General features: G+C 53.1%; 16 protein-coding genes. 11 read left to right on the top strand and 5 right to left on the bottom strand.

What is annotated here, in order from left to right; all coding sequences use genetic code 11:
* Nucleotides 1-27 precede the first annotated feature (27 nt).
* Nucleotides 28-2,394, bottom strand: a complete 2,367-nt coding sequence (locus ACYVI1_RS16405; RefSeq protein ID WP_460911713.1) for a peptidylprolyl isomerase — start codon at nt 2,392-2,394, stop codon at nt 28-30.
* Between the two features lie 171 nt (nt 2,395-2,565).
* Here ACYVI1_RS16405 and ACYVI1_RS16400 point away from each other — a divergent pair, with 171 nt between their 5' ends.
* Nucleotides 2,566-3,858, top strand: coding sequence for a chorismate-binding protein (locus ACYVI1_RS16400; protein WP_460911712.1), 1,293 nt, complete (start codon nt 2,566-2,568; stop codon nt 3,856-3,858).
* Nucleotides 3,859-3,916: 58 nt separating this feature from the next.
* Here ACYVI1_RS16400 and ACYVI1_RS16395 read toward each other — a convergent pair whose 3' ends face one another.
* Nucleotides 3,917-4,096: a hypothetical protein gene (locus ACYVI1_RS16395; protein WP_460911711.1), complete on the bottom strand. Its 180-nt coding sequence runs from the start codon at nt 4,094-4,096 to the stop codon at nt 3,917-3,919.
* Between the two features lie 62 nt (nt 4,097-4,158).
* Nucleotides 4,159-4,428, bottom strand: a complete 270-nt coding sequence (locus ACYVI1_RS16390) for an adhesin (RefSeq protein WP_460911710.1) — start codon at nt 4,426-4,428, stop codon at nt 4,159-4,161.
* A gap of 138 nt (nt 4,429-4,566) precedes the next feature.
* On the opposite strand from ACYVI1_RS16390, the gene ACYVI1_RS16385 reads away from it, so the two are divergent.
* Together ACYVI1_RS16385 and bla are read left to right on the top strand one after the other, a co-directional pair.
* Nucleotides 4,567-6,456, top strand: a complete 1,890-nt coding sequence (locus tag ACYVI1_RS16385) for a CocE/NonD family hydrolase (protein WP_460911709.1) — start codon at nt 4,567-4,569, stop codon at nt 6,454-6,456.
* A 120-nt stretch (nt 6,457-6,576) separates the two neighbouring features.
* Nucleotides 6,577-7,326 (top strand): subclass B1 metallo-beta-lactamase, encoded by a 750-nt coding sequence (bla, locus tag ACYVI1_RS16380; RefSeq protein WP_460911708.1) that lies wholly within the window; start codon nt 6,577-6,579, stop codon nt 7,324-7,326.
* A gap of 67 nt (nt 7,327-7,393) precedes the next feature.
* Here bla and ACYVI1_RS16375 read toward each other — a convergent pair whose 3' ends face one another.
* Together ACYVI1_RS16375 and ACYVI1_RS16370 are read right to left on the bottom strand one after the other, a co-directional pair.
* Nucleotides 7,394-10,267, bottom strand: coding sequence for a M14 family zinc carboxypeptidase (locus tag ACYVI1_RS16375; RefSeq protein WP_460911707.1), 2,874 nt, complete (start codon nt 10,265-10,267; stop codon nt 7,394-7,396).
* A gap of 273 nt (nt 10,268-10,540) precedes the next feature.
* Complete coding sequence (locus tag ACYVI1_RS16370; protein WP_460911706.1) at nt 10,541-12,694, bottom strand: S9 family peptidase; 2,154 nt, start codon at nt 12,692-12,694, stop codon at nt 10,541-10,543.
* A 167-nt stretch (nt 12,695-12,861) separates the two neighbouring features.
* On the opposite strand from ACYVI1_RS16370, the gene ACYVI1_RS16365 reads away from it, so the two are divergent.
* From ACYVI1_RS16365 to ACYVI1_RS16330, 8 genes are all read left to right on the top strand, one after another.
* Nucleotides 12,862-13,746 (top strand): alpha/beta fold hydrolase, encoded by an 885-nt coding sequence (locus ACYVI1_RS16365; RefSeq protein ID WP_460911705.1) that lies wholly within the window; start codon nt 12,862-12,864, stop codon nt 13,744-13,746.
* 181 nt (nt 13,747-13,927) lie between these two features.
* Nucleotides 13,928-15,139, top strand: coding sequence for a parallel beta-helix domain-containing protein (locus ACYVI1_RS16360; protein ID WP_460911704.1), 1,212 nt, complete (start codon nt 13,928-13,930; stop codon nt 15,137-15,139).
* Nucleotides 15,140-15,143: 4 nt separating this feature from the next.
* A complete protein-coding gene (locus ACYVI1_RS16355; protein WP_460911703.1) occupies nt 15,144-16,199 on the top strand; it encodes an SO2930 family diheme c-type cytochrome in 1,056 nt (351 codons plus the stop codon).
* Nucleotides 16,200-16,369: 170 nt separating this feature from the next.
* Entirely contained in the window at nt 16,370-17,371 is a 1,002-nt protein-coding gene (locus tag ACYVI1_RS16350) for a hypothetical protein (RefSeq protein ID WP_460911702.1), read from the top strand.
* A gap of 194 nt (nt 17,372-17,565) precedes the next feature.
* Entirely contained in the window at nt 17,566-19,125 is a 1,560-nt protein-coding gene (locus ACYVI1_RS16345; RefSeq protein WP_460911701.1) for a serine hydrolase domain-containing protein, read from the top strand.
* Nucleotides 19,126-19,230: 105 nt separating this feature from the next.
* Nucleotides 19,231-19,752 (top strand): GNAT family N-acetyltransferase, encoded by a 522-nt coding sequence (locus ACYVI1_RS16340; RefSeq protein WP_460911700.1) that lies wholly within the window; start codon nt 19,231-19,233, stop codon nt 19,750-19,752.
* Between the two features lie 201 nt (nt 19,753-19,953).
* Nucleotides 19,954-20,334, top strand: coding sequence for a response regulator (locus tag ACYVI1_RS16335; RefSeq protein WP_460911699.1), 381 nt, complete (start codon nt 19,954-19,956; stop codon nt 20,332-20,334).
* A 126-nt stretch (nt 20,335-20,460) separates the two neighbouring features.
* Nucleotides 20,461-21,222: an MBL fold metallo-hydrolase gene (locus tag ACYVI1_RS16330; RefSeq protein WP_460911698.1), complete on the top strand. Its 762-nt coding sequence runs from the start codon at nt 20,461-20,463 to the stop codon at nt 21,220-21,222.
* The last annotated feature ends 5 nt before the right edge of the window (nt 21,223-21,227 follow it).

Below are 21,227 nucleotides of genomic sequence, written 5' to 3'. Positions count from 1 at the left end.
CAGTCGTTAGCCAGTACCACTATTGACTTACTTCGCTAACTTCCGTATTTCTTCGTCGTTCACCTTCACCGGATAGGTTTGCCGAAGTTGAGCCAGCCACTGTTTTTCGAGGGTGGCCTGGTATTCGTTAATGACGGCGCCCCTCGCTTCGGCAAATGTTTTGGCACGTGCCGGTTCAATACGGTCGATCACGACAGCAATGGCTTTGCTGTCGCGGTGGAGCGTAATCGCTCCCGGTTTCCACTGAGTGATCGCATCGACATACGGGTTGGCCCCCTGGGCAAAAATACCAGTCGTAATAACAACGGCTGGCTCCCCCGACGGAAGTGGCTGTTTGCCGTTGATTACCCGCGCAATGTCGTCCTTTGCCGTACTGAAATACTGAAATGTCACATTACGCTGGGCGTCTTTAGCCGCGCCGGGCCGCGTACCCTGATAATCTTTTTCCATAATCCGGCTCAGCGCAACGCCATTTTTCTGCAAATAACCCGCCACCGTCCGAAGTCGTCCCGCCGATACGGAATCCCGTTCGGTAGGATCATGTGAAGCGCTTAGTTCAACAACATAGCCCGGATTACGCATCATAGCCACCAGCACATCAAACAGCGTTTCGCGCCGGGCCTGTGACAACGTTACCTGATTTCGCTCAAACGTCAGCGTTGGGGCCGACCGCCGGAGTTGGTAGGGAGGTTTGCCCGCAAGCATCGTGGTTGCCTGTTTCAGCAGGCTGTCGTTTTGGGCCACAACAACCGTGGCGGCAACCCGCTCAGGAAAACGGTACTTGTCTTTGTGCTGCTCAAAATACTGCCGCTGGCCCGTCGAATCGGCCATGGATCGCTCCCACACATGCTGTTCCATCATCTGCGAGAGCAATACGCCATCCCGAATTTCATTCAGCAATGCCCGAAACTCCGGCGATTTCCGGTCTAAACCGGCTTCTTCGGCAGCGATTAACTGGTCGCCCACGAACCGGTCGAATAGCCGGCGCATGGCTACTGTGGGCGAACCCGTGGCGGGGTCTGCAGGGGTCAAACCGGTTGATGCACTCGCAGCACTGACGACTGCCGGATTCCGTGGCGGCTGCTGCCGTTTCTGAACATAATCGAAAAACTGATTGACCGTGTAAGTCTGCTTGTCAATCGTCAGAACCGGTTTGTTTTGCAAAGCGGGGTCGAGCGGCTCGGTATACCGCCACTGGCCGCGCAACAAACTGCTGTCGGCTTTGGTCAGGGCGTTTTCCAGCAGTGTTTTTTCTTCCCGAACGGCATATTCCTTTTGCAGCCGCTGCACGGTAGCCTGCCGCAGAACGTCGGCGCGGCTGTCGGTCGTAACCCGTTGCCGCAGCACGGGAGCCAGCGTAGTGTAGGAATCTAACCCTCTGTGTTCAAGAAGTTTAATGATATGCCAGCCGTAATTGGTTCGAACGGGCTTTGCGTAGTCGCCAGCTTTGTTGAGGGCAAAGGCCGCATCTTCAAAAGCCGGTACCCATCGCCCAGGTTCAAAGATGGGCAAAACACCACCGTTGGTTTTAGAGGTTGCATCGTCCGACACGTCGAGGCAGACCAGCTCAAAGGGCTCCCCTTTTTGCAGACGGGCGTAGGCGGCATCAATTCGATCCTGAGCCGCTTTCTGTCCGGCTTCGTCGGCCCCCGGACTCAGGCGCACGAGTATGTGGGCTACCCGCACGCGCCCCCGGCTCGGCCGGCGACCATTTACCCGGACAAGATGGTAACCAAACCGCGTTCGGACGGGGGGTGAGATGCTCCCCACAGCCGTTGTGTAGGCGGCTGTTTCGAGTGGATAAACCAAGCCAAATGCGGCTACATAGCCCAGATTACCCCCATTTTGGGCGGTCGTTGCATCCTGCGAGTACTGGCGGGCAAGCTGAGCGAAATCGGTTCCGGCCAGGGCTTGTTTACGAAGGCTCTGCGCGGTTTCATAGGCTTTCAGGGTGTCGGCTGGTGGGGCATCTTCCGAAACAGGAATCAGGATGTGGGCGGCATTGATTTCTTCCTGCATCCGCTGAAAGGCTTCGGCCGCCAGCGATTCCACCAGTACTTTATCCGTCAGGTAGGACTGCGCCAATTGTTTGCGGTAGGTATTCATTTCCTCCCGAAACGCTTCGGTTGTGTCGCGGCCCTGCGCTTCGGCGGCCAGCACTTTCAGTTTTAGATCCGTATAGAGGTCAAAATACTGTTTTACATCGGTTCGCTGGGCCGAGTCGGATGAAAGCTGATTTTTGGTAAACGACTGAAAAAAATCGTCGGTCAGGAACGTTTTGTTACCCAGCGTCAGGATAATGGGCTTGGGGGGGGCTTGCTGGACAACTGGTGCGGCTGTTTTGCAGGCTGTCACAAAAATGGCCAGCAAAAAACCGCCTGTGAAATGGCGCATAGAATCGGTAAAAGTAATTTAAAGCAAAAGTAAAACAGATAGCAGGTAAAAAACATTCGCGGGCTACCAAAGCTTCTAACGATGAACAAAGAGTTTCCTGATACCTACGCACAAATTCACGGCATAATCTGTTATCCTTACAGCCGCTCCTGATCGGGTCGGCTACTGACTATGCAACCTGATTATCGTATTCATTCTGTTTCAACGACCCAGCACCGTCCCGATTTCTCGCCAGGGCCTGATGCCGCTGATTTATGGGATACGGCCTGCTTTCTTGGCTTCCCGGCAGCTCTGTGGCGACTACCGAACCAAAAAGACAAGCACCTGATTGTCTCCTTCGATGAGGTATTGCCGCGCGTACTGGCCGATTTAGATGAACTGCCTGCCGGGTTCCTCGTTAGCCCGTTCGACAACCTTGACAGGGGTACCAGTACCCCCGCCCAAACGCTTTTCCTGCGGGCTGACCTTCAGGCCCGTTTTTCGGAACAGGATCTGGCCGCTGCTGAGCCAGTGTATCAAAACCAGGCGTCGGGCGAAGCCGCCGAACGGTTCCGGCAAAGGCTGACAGTTCACCTGACTGAGCAACCTGATACCAAACCGCGTTCAGACGGTGTTACGGTTCTGCCCGACCCGGATGCTCAGGCGAACTACCTGCATAATGTGAATCAGGCCGTTGAGGCCATGCAGCGGGGCGAGTTCAGAAAAGTAGTATTATCCCGAACAAAGCGAATTGAGTTTGCCGATGCCCCGAATGCGGTTGATTTATTCGACAGGCTTTGCCAAACCTACCCAACCGCATTTATCTCGGCGGTTTCGATTCCAGAGCGGGGGCAAATCTGGATTAGTGCAACCCCCGAACGGTTAGTCAGCGTCGACGGCGAGGGTGTATTTCGCACGGCTTCCTTAGCCGGAACGCAGTCGGCGTTTAACCCGGACGGCACGGCCAAACGCCCGCCCGACGCGATGTGGTCGCAAAAAGAGATTGAAGAACAGGCGTTGGTAAGCCGCTACATCATCGAATGTTTCAAGAAAATCCGGTTGCGGGAATACATCGAAGAAGGGCCCAAAACCATTATAGCCGGCAACTTAATGCACCTCGGCACGTCGTTCACGGTCGACACGCAGGCGGTGCGCTATCCCCAGTTAGGCACGGTTATGCTCAGGTTGCTGCACCCGACGTCGGCGGTTTGCGGAACCCCGCGCGACGTGGCCTTCGCCTTTATCCGCCAGCACGAAACCCACGACCGCGAACTCTACAGCGGTTTTCTGGGACCCGTCAACGCACACAGTGAAACAGAAAGCCCGGCCAGTCATATTTTCGTACACATCCGCTGCATGAAACTTGAGGGCCGCTTAGCAACGCTCTACGCCGGTGCGGGCCTGACCGAAGACTCGGTACCGGAGCGGGAGTGGCAGGAAACGGAGATTAAATGCCAGACGCTTCTCGATGTAATTAATGAATAATGCAGAATGAATAATGGCTGTCTACTACACACATTATTCATTCTGCATTATTCATTAATTAAGCGCCTTCGGCGGGGTCGCTGGGGGCGCGGGAGCCTTCTTCAGCCGTTCGATTACCGGCCTCGCTGGCGGCCGACGACTGCGTTTCAGAATCGGGGGCTGTCCCTTCATCGTCGGCGTTGGCAATCGTGATGAGTGGGTCTTCGTTTGGAGTTGACGCTGATTCTAACGGGGTCATATGCAGTGAATGATTAATAAACGTGAGAAATTGTTGTTCGCGCTCCTTGTGTACAGTACAGGTTATTCCATACTGTCGTCGTCCAGGTCATCGTCAATGCTGTCGTCATCCAATTCTTCATCCAGGTCATCCTCGTTAAAGTCGGCGTCAATGTCGTCAATGTCGGCAATATCATCCGCTCCGTAGCCGCTGGCAGCCCCAGAACCCAGGTCATCAAACTCAGCGCCACCATCGTCGAAGTCATCTTCATCATCGTCGAAGGCGGCCGTTTCGGGGTCAGGGTTGAGCATCAGAACGTCGTCGTCCTGATCCAATGTTGGCTGGTAAATCATGGTTAATAGAGTCTAAACATTAGTTCATTGCTCATAACGCGACTCTTTCCCGGAAGGTTTAGCCCGTAGCGAAACTATTTTAGAATTCGCTTAACTTTACCCGTATTCGGTCTATTTCTTTTTCTCCGTTATCATCCGTTGAAAACAATCCTTAGCCTACTGCTGCTGATTCCAGCCCTCGTTGTTGCCCAATCGACACCGCCGGTTAACCCCTATCCGTTCACATCTGCACAGGATTCGGCCTACGTGCGCGACAAGTACCAGAAGTCTGAGTTCATGGTACCCATGCGGGATGGCACGAAGCTGTTTACGCAGGTGTATGCCCCCAAAGACTCATCCGTAAAACACCCGATCATTATTCAGCGAACACCCTATAGTTGCCAGCCCTACGGCACTGACCGTTTTCGTCGGCGCGTAGGACCGAATCCGTTTATGCTGCGCGATAATTACATTGTTGTGTATCAGGATGTTCGCGGGCGGTGGGCTTCAGAAGGTACGTTCGTGGAGATGACTCCACATGTCGATGCAAAAAAAGGCAATACTAACCACGACGAAGCATCGGACACGTATGATACCATCGACTGGCTCCTCAAAAACTTGCCAAACCATAATGGCAACGTTGGTCAGTGGGGCATCAGCTATCCGGGTTTCTTCACGTCGGCGGGGGCGGTGTCGGGGCATCCGGCCCTGAAAGCATCCTCGCCACAAGCGCCCATGGCCGACCTCTGGCGCGACGATGCGTTTCATAATGGCGCGTTTATGCTGGCGGCCAACTTCAGTTTTTACCCCTTCTTTGTGGAACACAAACAGCCAACCAAACAAAACCCGCCCCCACTTTTCGAGATGAACGACCCCGATGGCTACCATTTTTACCTGAACATGGGGCCAACGGCTAATTCGGAAAGTGGGTATTATAAAGGCCGGAATGTGTATTATCATGAGAATTTCGAGCATCCCAACTACGACGAGCACTGGAAAAAACGAGCCATTCTACCACACCTCAAGGGCATCAGGCACGCTGTAATGGTGGTGGGTGGCTGGTATGACGAACAGGATCTATATGGCACCTTCAACACGTATAAAGCCATCGAAAAGCAAAACCCCGGCATTCAGAACATCTTTGTGGTCGGTCCCTGGGTACATGGCGGCTGGGCGGGCCCATCGGGCCAAACGCTGACCGATCTGGATTTCGGCTCGCCGGTTTCTCCCTATTACCAGGCCAACATCGAAGCCCGTTTTTTTAAACATTACCTCTTTGCGGAGACAACCCCGCTGGCGCTGCCCGAAGCAACGCTGTTCGAGACAGGTACGAATCGCTGGCGTTCATTCGACACCTATCCGCCAACGGGAACCGTGCCGAAGCAGGTTTATTTAGGCGCCGGTGGCCAACTCGGTTTTGCGCCACCGTCAACCGGCACGGCTTTCTCAGAATTTATCTCCGACCCCGCGCACCCGGTCCCGTTTACGGGCAAAATAAACGATGGCTTTTCGGCCGAGTACATGGTCGACGATCAGCGGTTTGCTTCATCCCGGCCCGATGTACTGACGTTCCAGACCGACCCCCTATCCGAAGACCTGACGCTGGCCGGACCCATACTGGCCCAACTCACCGTTTCGACCACTGGCACCGATGCCGACTGGGTGGTGAAAGTTATCGACGTTTATCCGCCGGATGCGCCACAAAACCCTAAAAAACCGGATGTAGTCTACGGTAATTACCAGCAACTGATTCGCAGCGAGATTATCCGGGGCCGTTACCGCAACAATAGCAGCAAGCCCGAACCCTTCAAACCTAACCAACCCACGCCTGTGTCGGTGGAGTTGCAGGATGTGCTGCACACAATTAAGAAAGGCCACCGGCTGATGGTGCAGGTACAAAGCTCCTGCTTCCCCTGGGCCGACCGCAATCCGCAAACGTTCGTGCCGATTTTCACGGCCAAAGAAGCCGATTATCAGAAAGCCACGCATCGGGTTTATCATGGTAAGGCGGGAGCGAGTTTTTTGACGGTAGGGGTATTGGCCCCATAATAACTATTCGCCAACCTGTGGGCTGTGTCCTCACAGCCCACCCGCGCGACAGCCATAACAACCGGCGGTCTGTGAGGACACAGACCGAGGAAACATAACCCCAGGAAGACAACCCAACGTATGCGTATTCCAACAGCCTTATTTGTATTCCTTTTTCTCCAGCATCTGGCGCAGGCTCAACCGACGCAAAAGCCAAAACTCATGGTTACGCCCCTCAACGATCAGGTGTACGTGCATACGACGTATGGGGTTTATAGGAACTCAGTTATCCCGTCCAATGGACTGATTATCAAAACAAAAGAGGGCGTTGTGCTGGTCGATACCGGCTGGGACACCCTTGACGATACCGACAACACCCGTCAGTTGCTTCAATGGGTGGCCGATAGCCTGCACCAACCGGTCCGGCTATGTATTGTTACACATGCTCACGACGACCGCGTGGGTGGTATCCGCGAACTCCGCAAAGCAAATGTTCGGGTCGTTAGCACGCCCTTAACGGCGCAGAAATCAGTTAAACTGGGGTATGATTCTCCTGAGCCGATTTTGCCATCCGACACAACTTTGCTGATGGGTCAGGAGCCGATTCGCTGTTACTTTCCCGGCGAGGGACATACCAGCGACAACATCGTGGTCTGGCTGCCGAATCAGCAGATTTTACATGGCGGCTGTTTCGTGAAAAGCGTAGCGGCTTTCGGCATGGGCAACATCGCCGACGCCAACCTGAACGAATGGGCCAACTCGATTCGAAACGTGATGAGCCAGTTTGGTACGGCGCGAATCGTGGTGCCGGGTCATGAGGAGTGGGGCGACACAAAGTCGCTGGAGCATACGCTGCAATTGCTGACGAAGCACGCAGCCGCCAAAAAATAAGCGGTTGGTCGTTAAGCCGTAAACCTAAAAGGTCTCCAAAAAGACCTTTTAGGTTTTTTATTGATACTCAATTCCCGCCCCCCGTCTTGGCGGTTGGCTGGGCGGCTGTTTCAGAGATGGCTGGGCTGGCTGGGGTTTCTAAATGATTCCAGTTGATGAGCACGTTCCAGAGCAGGGGCGCGTCATGGTGATTCAGGTAGCGGTGCAGCGGGTCGAAGGTGAAGGCAATAACCCGCCCGGCACCCACCGGTACATTGAAAATGCCGCCGTGCCCAATAATCGTCTGCTCGTTCCGCACCATGCCCGACAGCACATAGGGCTCTTCTTTTTTTGGGGTTTGGTTGGGCTTTTCTTTTACCGCTTTTTTGTCGGGCATTCCCATAATCAAGCCTTTGTATTCTTCCTCGTCCTTGAGCGGTTTGGTGCCGTATTGCATCAGCATCATATCGCGGTTGTTTTTCCGGGTTTGCAGTACGGGCGCAATTCCCCGAAAAATCGGGAAGGTTTCCGGGAAGCCATACATGATCGGGCTGTCGGGTTTCCGGTTTTTCACCTGCACAATCGACCCCGGATGGAAAAGCGTGGGCAGGCTGACTTCTTCCAGATCACGGGCTATACCAGTTCCGGCAATCATGGCGGAGGAGTTATCCAACGTAACAAGTACCCCACCCGCTTCCACAAATTGCTTCAGGTTATCCACACCGGCAAAACCCGGCCCGCCGGTGATATCATTCGTCGCGTCGGGAAAGCCATGCGATGGAAATTCGGTGGTTTTGGTGTACGGCAGCGGGCCAAATTTTTTGTCGATTTCGTGAATAAAATTGGTGGCCGTACCGCGCATTCGGGGAATCAGAATGACATCGAATTTCTTCCGCAACTCACCCGCTTTCAGGTGGTCTTTGTTGATGGACGTGTAGGGAATGCCCCGCTGCTCGAAGGTGTAGCGTGCCCAGCCTTCGTCCTGGGTGTTGAACCAACTGTGGTAAATAGCCACCCGTGGCAAACTGACGTCGTGCTGTCGCACTGGTGCTCCAACTCCTTCGGGATTGGCTTTTGTTGCCTGTAAATCCAGACCAAACTGGGTCGCCAGCTTTTTGGATTGATCGGCGGTTAAGCCTCTGAATACCAGCGCTCCCGCCGATAGCGTATCTTTACTGCCAGCAATCGTTGTTTTGGTATCCAGCACAACGGCTCTGGCCTGTTTTCCCTGCGACTTCATCCAGAGCAGTGCGGGCAGCACATTAGTCTGGGCTTTGTAATTCAGGACATAATTCGTTCCGTCGCCGTCAATTTTTCCGGCGTATTGAGCCTCATCGCTGATTAGTTTGAGGTCGCTGGCTGCGTACTTCACGCTGTCTTCTGCTTTCACCTCCACGCCATACAGATAGCCCAATGTCCAGGCAATGTCATCATAGGGCGGAAATTTGGCTTCTTTCGGGTAATTCTGTTTGGTTAGCAGCGACACCGCCAGATTGCGATACGGCTGATTCAGCAACACCACATAATCGCCCTGATTCTTACCCGACTCGGCCTTGTGAACGTCAATGGCCTGCGCCCGCAGTTGATTGACGAGGTAAGCCGCCATGGCCGGGTCGCGCTGATCCTTCGGAATCACAAACGCTTTCGGTGTTTCTTCCTGGCCTTTTTTGAGGTTGTTCAGCCCTTTCTGATAAAAATTCTTCAGCAGCAACCGGCTGTTTGTCGCGCCATACGACAGCGACGCCAGCACTCCGGCCTGCATGTAGTTGATGTTGTTCCGATACGACCAGTACACTTTTTCGGTGGGTGGCGCCGGGCGATACCACTCTTTGGTCGTGGCCGGGTCGCCCGCGTATTTCTGCTCCGAGAGGTCGCGCAGATACGTGTTGGCGCCCGCATTCCCGAAGGTTTCGTAAAACCGCCCGATGGCATTGTGGTTGTTGGAAATCCAGAGCGCGTAACCGGGATACCAGCCGTCATAAAATGCCCAGGTAAACACCCCCGGTACACCCTGCGCGGCTAAGGCTGTAATGTCGTGGTGGGCCATAATCTGCCATTCGCCAATGGTGATTGGGTCGATGGTTTCGTTGTAAGGACCAGTGCCGGTTGAGATGTAGAGCAGCGGCACCGACTCGTGCAGGTCGAGGCTAACCGTCGGGTGCCAATCGTAAAAGACGTTAAAGAGGGCTTTAGTCAGCGCCTGCGACACCTGCAACCCATCGCGGTTATTGTCGTGGTAGACGTATTTACCCCAGTACGGCGGTGATTTCGGGAAGCCGTCGTCGTACTCTTTGCGGACTTTCGAGAAGCGGTAATACCAGTCCACCTGCCGGTCCCAGCCGTCGGGTTCCGACACGGGGTTGATGAGCACGATGATGTTGTCCCGAATGGTTTTAATATCAGGCGACTGACTGGTTATGAGCCGATACGCCAGTTCCATCAGCATTTCCGGCGACCCCATCTCCGGCGAGTGCAGGCCCCCGTTCAGGTAATAGACCAGTTTGGTATCGCCCAGAATCTTCTCTATGTCCTGTGTACCTACTTTGCGCGGGTCGGCCAGCAGTGCCAGTTGTTTTTTGTAATGATCGAGTCGTTTCATGGCCTCCTCGCTGCCGATAGTCACCAATTGAATAGGCCGCCCTTCTTCGCTGGTGCTCACCTGCTGAATGGTGATGTTGGGCGACGACTGCGCCAATTTCTGATAATACCCATAAATCTCCGTCGTGCGGTGAATGATACCCGGCGTTCCGATAATCTGACCGAAATGTTTGCGGGGTGAAGGCACGTTCGGGTCATCCGTCAGGTTCAGCACCGAAGCAGGCAGGAACCGGGGGTCGGTGGTAAATTCTCTAATTTTCTGATTATACGTTTCATCAACGGTCTGTGCCCATAATGGCAAGCTACTAAGCATGAACAGGGCGAGAAGCAGGGAGCTAAGTTGTTTGCTGATAAAGGTTTGCATGAGAGGAGTTAGTTGGTTAAGATTTCGAGTTAGTTTAAACGCTGTTTGAGTTGTAAAGCGTCGTGTAGCGACATAATGTTTATAGTCTAAAATGGTCCCCATTAGTATTTCCGTCGCGTAGCGACCAAACAATCAGCGTACTGGTTTGGTCGCTACGCGACGGAGAACTACCCACCCATTGTTTTTTCTACAAACATCATGTCGCTATGCGACGAAGATTTAACCACACAGCCCGCCACGCTACAGCGTGGGGCGTCCCCGTCAAACTGTCTCTTACGGTTTGCTTCTGGCCTGGTCGAGTATAATTGGCTTCATCAGTTTCCGTTTGAAAAAATCGCCGGTCGCGTTGCCCAATTTCAGGGCGTTGGCGTGCTTCATCCAGTGGTGCGTATCGTCCACAATCACCATCGTTTCTATTGGAACGCCCTGTTTGTCGAGCCGCCGGACTAAGTCGGTGCTTTGGCTGAACGCTACGTTTCGATCATCATCGCCGTGAATAATGAGCACGGGCGAGGTCCAGTTGCTCACCGACGAAATTGGCGATGAGGCAAAGACCAGTTTCGTGGCCTTATCGAAGTCAGGAATCTTTTCGGACCGGTCAGTCTGGCTAAGATTATAGCCTGCCCGTTGTGCGCTCCAGTCGTGAACGCCGTGAATATCGACGCCAGCGGCAAAAAGTTTGGAGTCGCGGGCGAGGGCCAGCGCGGTCAGGTAGCCGCCATATGAGCCGCCGTAAATACCAATTCTGGCGGCATCGACCTGTGGTTGTTCGGCGAGCCAGACAGCCCCCGCCCGGACATCCTGGTATTCCGACGCTCCAAAAGCGCCACCACTGGCAGGTTGGTGGAACTCGTAGCCATACCCAATGCCCAGCCGGTAATTCACCGACAACACCACAAACCCCAAACTGGCCAGGTACTGATTCATGGCGTAGGCATTGGCGTAATAATCAGAGTAATGCCAGCCCAGCAGCATCTGGCGCGGAGGTCCGCCGTGTACGTAGATGAGCGCTGGTTTCTTTGCCGGGCCACCCAATGGTTCGAACAGTTGCCCATGAATGGTTAGCCCATCGGGCGATTTGAACGTAATCTGCTTAGGGGTAACCAACTGATTTTGCGGGAAGCTCGCAGGCACCAGATTTTGCGAGAGAACTTTCGGTATGCCTTTCGCAAAGGCCATTATCGCCGGTAACGGAGGGCGTTGGGCTGTCGCGCTAATCAGGGCAACGGTGGCGCCATCGCCTGTTACGACGGGTGTCCATTCGAGGCCGGTTCCGGGTGTCAGCACCTCCATCGCGGCCTTGTCGACGGGCACCCGAACCACGTGCCGACGGTCGATGTCTAACTTATCAGGCCCCGTGTTTGCACTGAACAGCAGCCATTTACGGTCAGGACTCAACGTAATGTGCTCGGCCATGAACGAACCGGGTGTCAGCAGCAATGGTGGTCCGCCCGATGAGGGAATGGAATACAAATGCGGCCACCCATCCTGATACGACAGAAAGGCAATCCGCTCATTAGCGGCCCAGTGCAAATTGGTTCCCCCGTGCGTAGTCGGCACCGAGCCGGCCAGCGTTTTGGGAGCCTGCCACAGTTGAGACGCTACGCCCGACGCCACCTCGACAGTCCAGATAGCCCACGGGCGGTGTTTTCGCGTCAGCAGGGAATCGGGCGCGCCACCGCTTCCGGGTGTACGAACAAACACAATCTTTTTGCCATCCGGCGACCAGCGGGGTGATTCGTCCGTTGAAAATGAAGGCGCCAGCCAGGTAATGGGTGTGGTTTCATTGGTAAACACCCCCACAAACGCGTGATCTTTCCGGTCGCAGACAAACGCCAGCTTCGATCCATCCGGCGACCATTCGAGCGAACTGTTGGTGCCGCGAGTGGTAAACAGTGCTTTTGCCGCCGATGACCCATCCGTCGGCGATACCCAAACCTGTCCGCCTTTGATAAACGCAATCTGGTCGCTTTTTGGCGAAATGACGGGCGCGTCACCCTCGGCAATGGCTTTGGGTTCGCCACCGGCAAACGGCACACGCCAGATTTGTACTTTTGGGGGGACCGGCGTTGCCATCGTGTTGACAGGCAGCTCGTCGTCCCAGTTGGAGCCGTGGTCACCCCCGCGCACGTAGACCACCCATTTCCCGTCGTTGGAAATAGATAAACTGGTGATTTCCTGCCCGTCGTCGGCAGTATAGTTGGTAAGTTTTCGGGGCGAAAAGTCGGGGCCTTCGGCTACGTACACATTGCGTTTACCCTGCTCATTAAACGCCCACGCAATGCGTGAACCCTGGGCCGCACTGACCAGTTCGGTTGGAAACGGATGGCTTTTGATGGCGTCAAATGAAAACGTTTGCGCCTGTAAATAAGTCGTTTGAGCAACGAGTAGACCTGTTAACAGGTAAAAGAACGTATTTTTTTTCATGGGCTTTAATAAAGAGGAAGACCATACTGCGGGCGGGTTTTGGGTGGATACTCAAATAAGCATTTTATTTTCTATTGTCATTAATAAAGAGACTAAAATTCCAGCAATCAGTGATATTAGCCTATAAATTGCAGGAACTCCCCGGTCTATCTTCAAAAAGTGATTCCATGACCAGCACACAGGCTATTCAATCCCTCCTATTCATCTGGCTGTTTGTACTGCCCGACACAGCCAGCAGCCAGGTAATCAGAAAGCACTTTATACCAGTAGCCGACTCTAAACTCTATGTAGAAGAAAGCGGTCAGGGACCGGCTGTGCTGTTACTGCATGGGGGCCTTATCGACCATCGGATGTGGAAAAAACAGGTAAGTGAATTGAGCAGATTCTTCCGGGTCTTGAACTGCGACATGCGGAAACACGGTCTTACGCAGGATGGTGATTCCACCTTTCTTAACTCGACGGCCATTGCCCTCATCCTCGATTCGCTGGGTGTCGACAAGGCGCATGTCATGGGGCTGTCTTTGGGCGCAGTTGCGGCCACCGACTTTGTGCTGGCTCATCCGAAGCGGGTCAATAAGTTAATCTTAGCCGCCCCAGGACTTATTGGCTATGATCTGAATCACGACCCGGCCCTGGTAGCCAATAATCGGCAAATTGACGTTGCCCAGCAACGGCATGACACGCTGGCGTATGCCGAGTATTTTCTGCGCTCCTGGACGGACGGCCCCAAACGGAAGCCAACCGACGTAGATCCCAACCTTCGGGCTTTCGTGATGGGTATGGTTCGGGATAACTTAAAACAGCATCAATGGGCTACGCATCTCCAGTTTACGTATGAGCCACCGGCCAACCAGCGGTTAAGCACGATTCAGGCCCCTACCCTGGTGCTCGTCGGCGACCTTGATATGCTGGATATTTTAGCCATTAGCGATGAAATTACCGGAAAAATCCCTAACGTGAAGAAGGTTGTTATTCCCATTGCAGCTCACATGCTTAACCTGGAGCAACCGGTTCTCTTTAATCGACACGTCCGGGATTTTTTGCTGAAATAATGCGTAGAACAAAGTTTTTCAGACAGGATTACAGGATTAAACAGGATTTGATCGGATAATAATCCTGTTTAATCCTGTAATCCTGTCTGAAAAACCTCTTCCACATCTAAGCAAAGCCACCCCGCAAAATCGCCTGATATGCGTTATCTTTAGGGGTTGTTTTTCCGAAATCCTCTTAGCTATGAAATCGTATCTGCTAACCCTGATTACCTGCCTGTTTTGCGCTGAAGCCTGGGCGCAGGCCGACGTGCAGAAACACTACCAGACCCAGATGATTATGGCGGAGAACGGCAGCACTATCGACCTCGATCAGGGCACGTTTACCTTCACAGGCAGCCTTTCGCTGGAAGATAAAAAACGCATCGTTATCCGGGGTAAGGGTATCGACAAAACAGTGCTGAGTTTTAAAGGCCAGACCGACGGGGCCGAGGGTTTGCGCGTATCGAATGCGGAAGAAATTGTTATCGAAAATCTGACCGTTCAGAATACAAAGGGCGACGGCATCAAAACCATGAACGTGAAGGGCATCACGTTCCGAAACGTGAAGGTTGAGTGGACCGGGCCGCCGAAGGCCGGGAACGGCGGCTACGGCCTCTACCCCGTGCAGTGCGACAACGTAGTCATTGACGGATGCACGGCCATTGGAGCCTCCGACGCAGGTATCTACGTGGGGCAATCGCGCGGAATTGTCGTCAAAAACAGCAAAGCGCATCATAATGTAGCGGGCATTGAGATTGAAAACTCGCGCAACGCCGACGTGTTCGACAACGAAGCCTACGAAAATACGGGTGGTGTGCTGGTGTTCGACCTGCCCGACCTGGTGCAGAAACAGGGCGGAAACGTCCGGGTGTTCAACAATTACATTCACGACAATAACCTGCCAAATTTTGCGCCCGAGGGTAACATTGTTGCGGGTGTATCGGATGGCACCGGCCTGCTGATTCTGGCCGCAAACGGCGTGGAGGTGTTTGGCAATCGGTTTATTCGTAACCAAAGCGTAGGCACGGGCATTATTAGCTACCTGATCACCGAGCGGCCCATCACCGACAAAGCCTATTACCCGTTTTCAGGCGGCATTTCCATTCATGATAATAGCTACGAACGCAACCCCGGCCCGCCTACCTCGCGCGGTCGATTCGGAAAACTGTTCCACTCGGTCCTGAAGTTCAACGAGGATATTCCGCACATTCTATACGATGGCATCGTTGACCCCGCCACGCTCGACAAGAATGGAAAACCCTTGCCCGACCGGCGCATCTGCATCCGAAACAACAAAAACCAGAGCATTGCCAACCTCGACGCCGGGCGTGGATTCCAAAACGTTTCGCGCGATGCGGCCCCGTTCGACTGCCAGTTGGAGCCGCTGAAAACAACCACCGGCAACGGCCGCTAACCAAATGCGTACCTATCTGCTTTGGCCCCTGCTACTCATCATCACCTGGCTACTGTTAGTTAGCTGGCAAACGGTTGCGGTTCCCGAAAAACTGTCGGACTACGGTTTTTTCAGCGGCAAGATAGCGGAACAAAAACCCGTGGATGGGGTCGTGCCCTACACGCTCAATACGCCCTTATTTTCGGATTATGCCGAGAAATTGCGGTTCGTGAAACTACCTGCCGGTCAGTCGGTTGCGTATAACGACACGGCAGTACTTAACTTCCCTGTCGGCACAACGCTCATCAAAACTTTCTATTACCCGAACGATTTTCGAGACCCGGCAAAAGGGCGTCGGTTGCTCGAAACGCGGTTGCTGGTCCATCAGCCGGAGGGCTGGAAAGCATTCGATTACGTCTGGAACGACGAACAGACTGATGCCCTGCTGGAGGTGGCGGGCGACACCAAAACCGTGCGTTACGTCGATACTGGGGGACAAGTTCGCCAACATGCCTACACCATCCCAAACCTGAACCAGTGCAAAGGATGCCACAATCGAAACGAACTCATGGTGCCCATTGGGCCATCGGTGCGGCAACTCAATGGCGAACTGTGGTACGGCATTCCGGCGTATGACGGGGCTACCAGGACGGAAAACCAACTGACCCACTGGCAGCGAACCGGGCTGCTGACGGGCTTACCCGCCTTAGCTGATTGCCCTAAAATGCCCGTCTGGAACAGAGCCGAAACCGGCTCGCTCAACGACCGGGCACGCGCCTGGCTCGACATCAACTGCGCTCACTGCCATAATCCCAACGGACCGGCTATGACGTCGGGTTTAAATCTGAGCCTGTCGGAAACAAACCCAACGGCATTGGGTATTCTCAAAACGCCCGTTGCCGCCGGGCGCGGGTCGGGCGGACATCCGTTCGATATTGTACCCGGCAAACCGGATGAATCCATTCTGATGTATCGCTTACAGTCGACTGACCCCGGCGAAATGATGCCCGAACTCGGCCGCAAAACAGTACATGCTGAGAGTGTGGAGTTACTTCGGGCGTGGATTAAAGCGATGAAGTGAGTCGGAGTTTTTTATATCGTGGACGGGTTCGCCCGCGCCATGTTACTCCGCATAGCCGCAGGCTAAGAAACTACATGAACGTGTTTATGATCCCTAAGCTTGTTAAAAGTCCTTAACAGCGTACAACGAATTGGCTCAGGTCGGAATCCTACCAGCAAACATCGTATAAAATGAACCGTTTTGTGTTGCTGGTCGGCTTTTTCCTTCCTTTTTATGTCTTTTCTCAGTTGCCTGCAACCGGAACGCAGCCAAGACCGTTGAAGCCAGAACGTGATTATTCAGGCTATTACCGCATTATTACCAAAGCGCAGGAACTGATTGCTAACCAGAAGTATGAAGAAGCGTTGGCCTTTTATAAGCAACTGTCAGCTAATTATGATTTTATCTTTCTGAGAGATTATAAGCTGGCTACTCAATTAGCCGTGCATGTGGGAAGAACCAACGATGCTTTTGCTTATTTAAAAAAAGGAATTTCCGGTGGATGGGATATCAAATCGATCAGGAAGAATAAAGTTCTTGAGAAACTCAAACGCTATCCTGAATGGAAAAACATTGAGAATCAAACCGATTCACTCCGGGAGGTTCATCAGAAAAGAAGTAATCCCGAACTTAGAGCCATGATAAAGAAAATGTTTGGCAAAGACCAGCGGAAGGCCTTTGGTGCCTTGTTTATGTTCAGTTCTAAAGGACAGGATCGGTATGCCGAAAAGAAATTCGCTCCTCATAGTGAAAAGCAGGTAGCGAAACTTAATGAGATTATGAAAACCTACGGATATCCGGGAGAAAATCTTATTGGGAACGGACTTTGGGCTTCGGTAATTTTGAGCCACCATAATTCCATTAGCGAAAAATATGCCGCACAGGATACCTTATATCCTCACAGCAGGCCTAAGCTGTTAAAAGCGGTCGAATCGGGTGAAATGTCCCCTTATGAATTCGCCATGATTGATGATTGGTACGTCGCTGTCCGAAGTAATCGTAAAGAAAAAAGGTACGGCTATCTGGATGATACGCTAACCGAAGCAGAACGAGTTAGCGCCAATCAGTTAAGGGAAAAAATCGGTTTAAGTCCTGTAGAAACGATAAACGGCTTGATTGATATTCAGCAGCAAACCGGTATGAACATGTATCTGCCGTTCAACTCAAACAGGAAGACCATTATCCTTCCGTAGATGAGCAAACCAAAATGAACCGGTTCAGAATAATCGTTTTTTAGCTGACCGATCCCAACGAGAGCGGTAGGCTATTTTTCAACTGTGTGGCATAAGGGCAGGCTATAGTCTACTAATGACCTGACTACGTTTAGAAATACTGTACCGGGTTATTTGCTAAGTTCGCACGATTGAAAATAACTTTCATGGCCACTATGAAACAACTCCTGCCGGCTCTCCTTCTTTTTGCTTTCTCTGCTCTTTCCCAACCCACTACGCCAGGTGGCGCGGTAGCGCACGTAACGACCTATCAACCAGCCGCTTTTGCAGACGCCGACCGGCTCAAAAAGCTCGAAGTGGCTTTCCCCATCGTTGAGAAATTATATCAGCAATGGGCCACGAAATACCAGTACCCCGGGTTGGCGTTCGGCATCGTGCTCGATGGCAAGCTGGTCTATTCAGGCGGCTTTGGCTATGCGAACGTAGCGAAGAAAATACCGGCTACCCCGAAATCGCTGTTTCGGATTGCGTCGATGACCAAGAGCTTAACGGCAATGGCCGTTCTGAAACTCCGCGATGAAGGCAAACTCCGGCTCGACGACCCCGCCGAGAACTACATCCCGGAACTGAAATCGCACAAATACCTCACCGCCGACGCGCCCCCCATCACCATCCGCAATCTGCTGACGCACTCCGCCGGTTTTCCCGAAGATAACCCCTGGGGCGACCGCCAGTTGGCCGACTCCGACGCGGACCTGACTAACCTCATCAACGGTGGTATCTCCAATGCCAATGTACCGAGTTTTGCCTACGAATACAGCAACCTCGGTTTTGCGATGCTCGGTCGCATCATCAAGGTGGTGGCGGGAAAACCCTATCAGCAGTACATTACTGAAACGATTCTGAAACCGCTGGGCATGAACGACACGCAGTGGGAATACACCCGCGTTCCGGCGGAGAAACTGGCCCTCGGCTACCGCTGGCAGGACAACAGTTGGCTGGTAGAACCTCTCCTCCACGACGGTTCCCATGGGGCTATGGGCGGCTTAATCACATCCATCGAAGATTTCAGCAAGTACGTGGCGCTGCATCAGGCGGCCTGGCCACCGCGTAACGATGCCGATAATGGTCCTATAAAGCGAAGTTCTATTCGCGAAATGCAGCGACCCTGGACGTTTGCGTCCTTAGAGGCACAGGTCAGAAACTCGGCGGGCCAGCTTTGCCCCCAAACTTCGGGGTATGGGTACGGCCTGCGGTGGACTCAGAATTGCGCCGGTAGGGTGCGCGTTGGCCACAGCGGTGGATTACCCGGCTTTGGCAGTAATTGGTTTATCCTGCCAAACTACGGCATTGGGGTAATTTCGTATGGCAACCTGACTTATGCCGGGTTGAGTGCGCTTAACCCGGTCGTGCTGGATACGCTGGTGGCCATCGGGAAACTGCAACCGCGCCAACTACCCGTTTCCAGTATTCTATCGCAACGTAAAGCTGAATTAGTGAAGCTGCTGCCCAATTGGGCGAACGCTGAACAAAGCGGTATTTTTGCCGAGAATTTCTTCCCCGACCAATCCGTTGCCATCCGCCGGAAAACCGTGCAGGAGTTGTATGCCAAAGCGGGCAAAATTGAGCGCGTGGGTGAGTTAATACCCGAAAATCAACTACGCGGCCATTTCCTGCTCGAAGGCGAAACCGCCAACATCGACGTATTTTTCACCTTAACACCCGAAACGCCCGCCCTGATTCAACAGGTAGACTTTCGGGAAGTCAGTAAATAAAGCACTATAAACGAGTGTTTTTATCATCCCGACGAAGAAGGGATCTTAGAGAAAATACAGTTCAGGATCCCTCCTTCGTCGGGATGACAAAAACACTCATTTTTCATGGCTCAGGTTTTTATTTCTCCCGCCACCGAAGCAGACATTCCCGCATTAGATTCATTAGTCAATAGTGCTTACCGGGGCGAAAGCTCAAAAAAAGGCTGGACCACTGAGGCCGATTTGCTGGGTGGCATTCGCACCAATCAGGACAATCTGCGGGCGATGCTACAAAAGACTGACGCCCGGATTCTGAAATACGAAGAAGCAGGTCAGTTGCTGGGGTGTGTTTATCTGGAACAAAAAGCGAATGACCTGTATCTGGGCATGTTAACCGTTTCGCCCGACGCTCAGGCCAACGGCATCGGCAAACAATTGCTGGCAGCATCCGAACAAATTGCCTTTGACCGACACTGTCGGGCCATTACCATGACGGTCATTACGGTCCGGCACGAACTGATTGCCTGGTATGAACGGCGGGGTTATCAGGCCACCGGTGAGGTTAAACCCTTCCCGAACGACCCAAATTTTGGGTTGCCCAACCAACCGCTTGAATTTATTGTAATGGAAAAAATTTTACCTCCCTAACCGAGCGTCGGCCCGGCCCCGGCTGAAACAGAAGGGGGAGTTAAACGTTACCCCGTTGCATAACCCTTTCCTGTTTCAGCCGGGGCCGGGCCGACGCTCGGTTAGGGTGGTAATTTTCGGTTGACGTAAAAGCCTTTTTGCGTTTGCCGATTTAACTCTATAATTTCACCACATTAAAACGTAATACGACCCACAAGCCTTATGTCAGCTTCCAAACGCGTCCTGATTGCCGAAGATAGCTCCGTTATCCAGAATCTGGCCCGCAAAATTCTTGAATTCCAGAACTACGACATCACCGCCGTTAAGAATGGCGAACAGGTGTTGCAGATTCTGGAAAAAGAAGATTTCAGCATCCTCCTGTTAGACATCAACATGCCGCTGATGGACGGTATGGAGTGCGTTCGGCGGGTTCGGGCCTTACCCGAAAAAGAAAAAGCGAGTGTACCCATCGTCGCCATCACGGGCAACGCCAAAAACTACACCGAAGAAGAATTTAAAACCGCCGGTTTCAACGATGTATTAGTGAAACCTCTCAACTTCGACCGCCTGGTGGAGGTGGTTAATCAACTTACGGATAACTAAAGAGCGAAAGAATGAAAGACCGGGTCGCCGGTGCGGTGAAAGCGCGAAAAAAGACGCGTCAGCCGGAATACCGGACCACACCCTTTCGCTCATTCGCTCCGCACCGGCGGCCCGGTTTCGCTCTTTATGGTTATCACGCTGCTGGGTACGGGAACGTCGTCGGGAGTGCCGCTCATTGGCTGTACCTGTGAGGTATGCCGCTCGGTTGACTTTCGGGATAAACGACTCCGAACGTCCGTGCATATTGCCATCGATGACCGTAGCTTCGTTATCGACACTGGCCCCGATTTCCGCCAGCAAGTGCTTCGGCTAAACCTCCGGCAGCTCGATGCCGTTCTGTTCACCCACGAGCATAAAGACCATACCGCAGGCTTAGACGAAATCCGGGCCTATAATTTCCAGTCGGGTAAAGACATCCCCGTTTATGGCCGCCCTACTGTTCTGGCGCAGTTGCAGCGTGAATTTGCCTATGTCTTTGCCGAGCATAAGTATCCGGGTACGCCCCATGTTCGGCTGCACAACGTTCAGAATGAGCCATTTGATGTGCTGGGCATCCCATTTATACCCATTGAGGTAATGCACCACAAACTGCCCGTTTTTGGCTACCGCGTGGGCGATTTCACTTATCTCACGGATCTTAACTACATTGCTGACGACGAATTAAAAAAGGTTTATGGGACGCGAATTCTCGTGCTCGACGCCCTTCAGCGGCAGGCCCATATCTCCCATTTCACCCTCGACCAGGCCGTTGCCTTAGCCCAGCGCATCGGAGCCGACCGCACTTATTTTGTGCATATCAGCCATAAACTTGGCCTGCACAACGAGGTTGAGAAAGAACTCCCTCCCACCATTCGGCTGGGGTACGACGGTTTGCAGATTCACCTGTAAACCAA

Source organism: Spirosoma areae (assembly GCF_054781775.1).
This window is presented reverse-complemented; position numbering and strand designations above follow the sequence as displayed.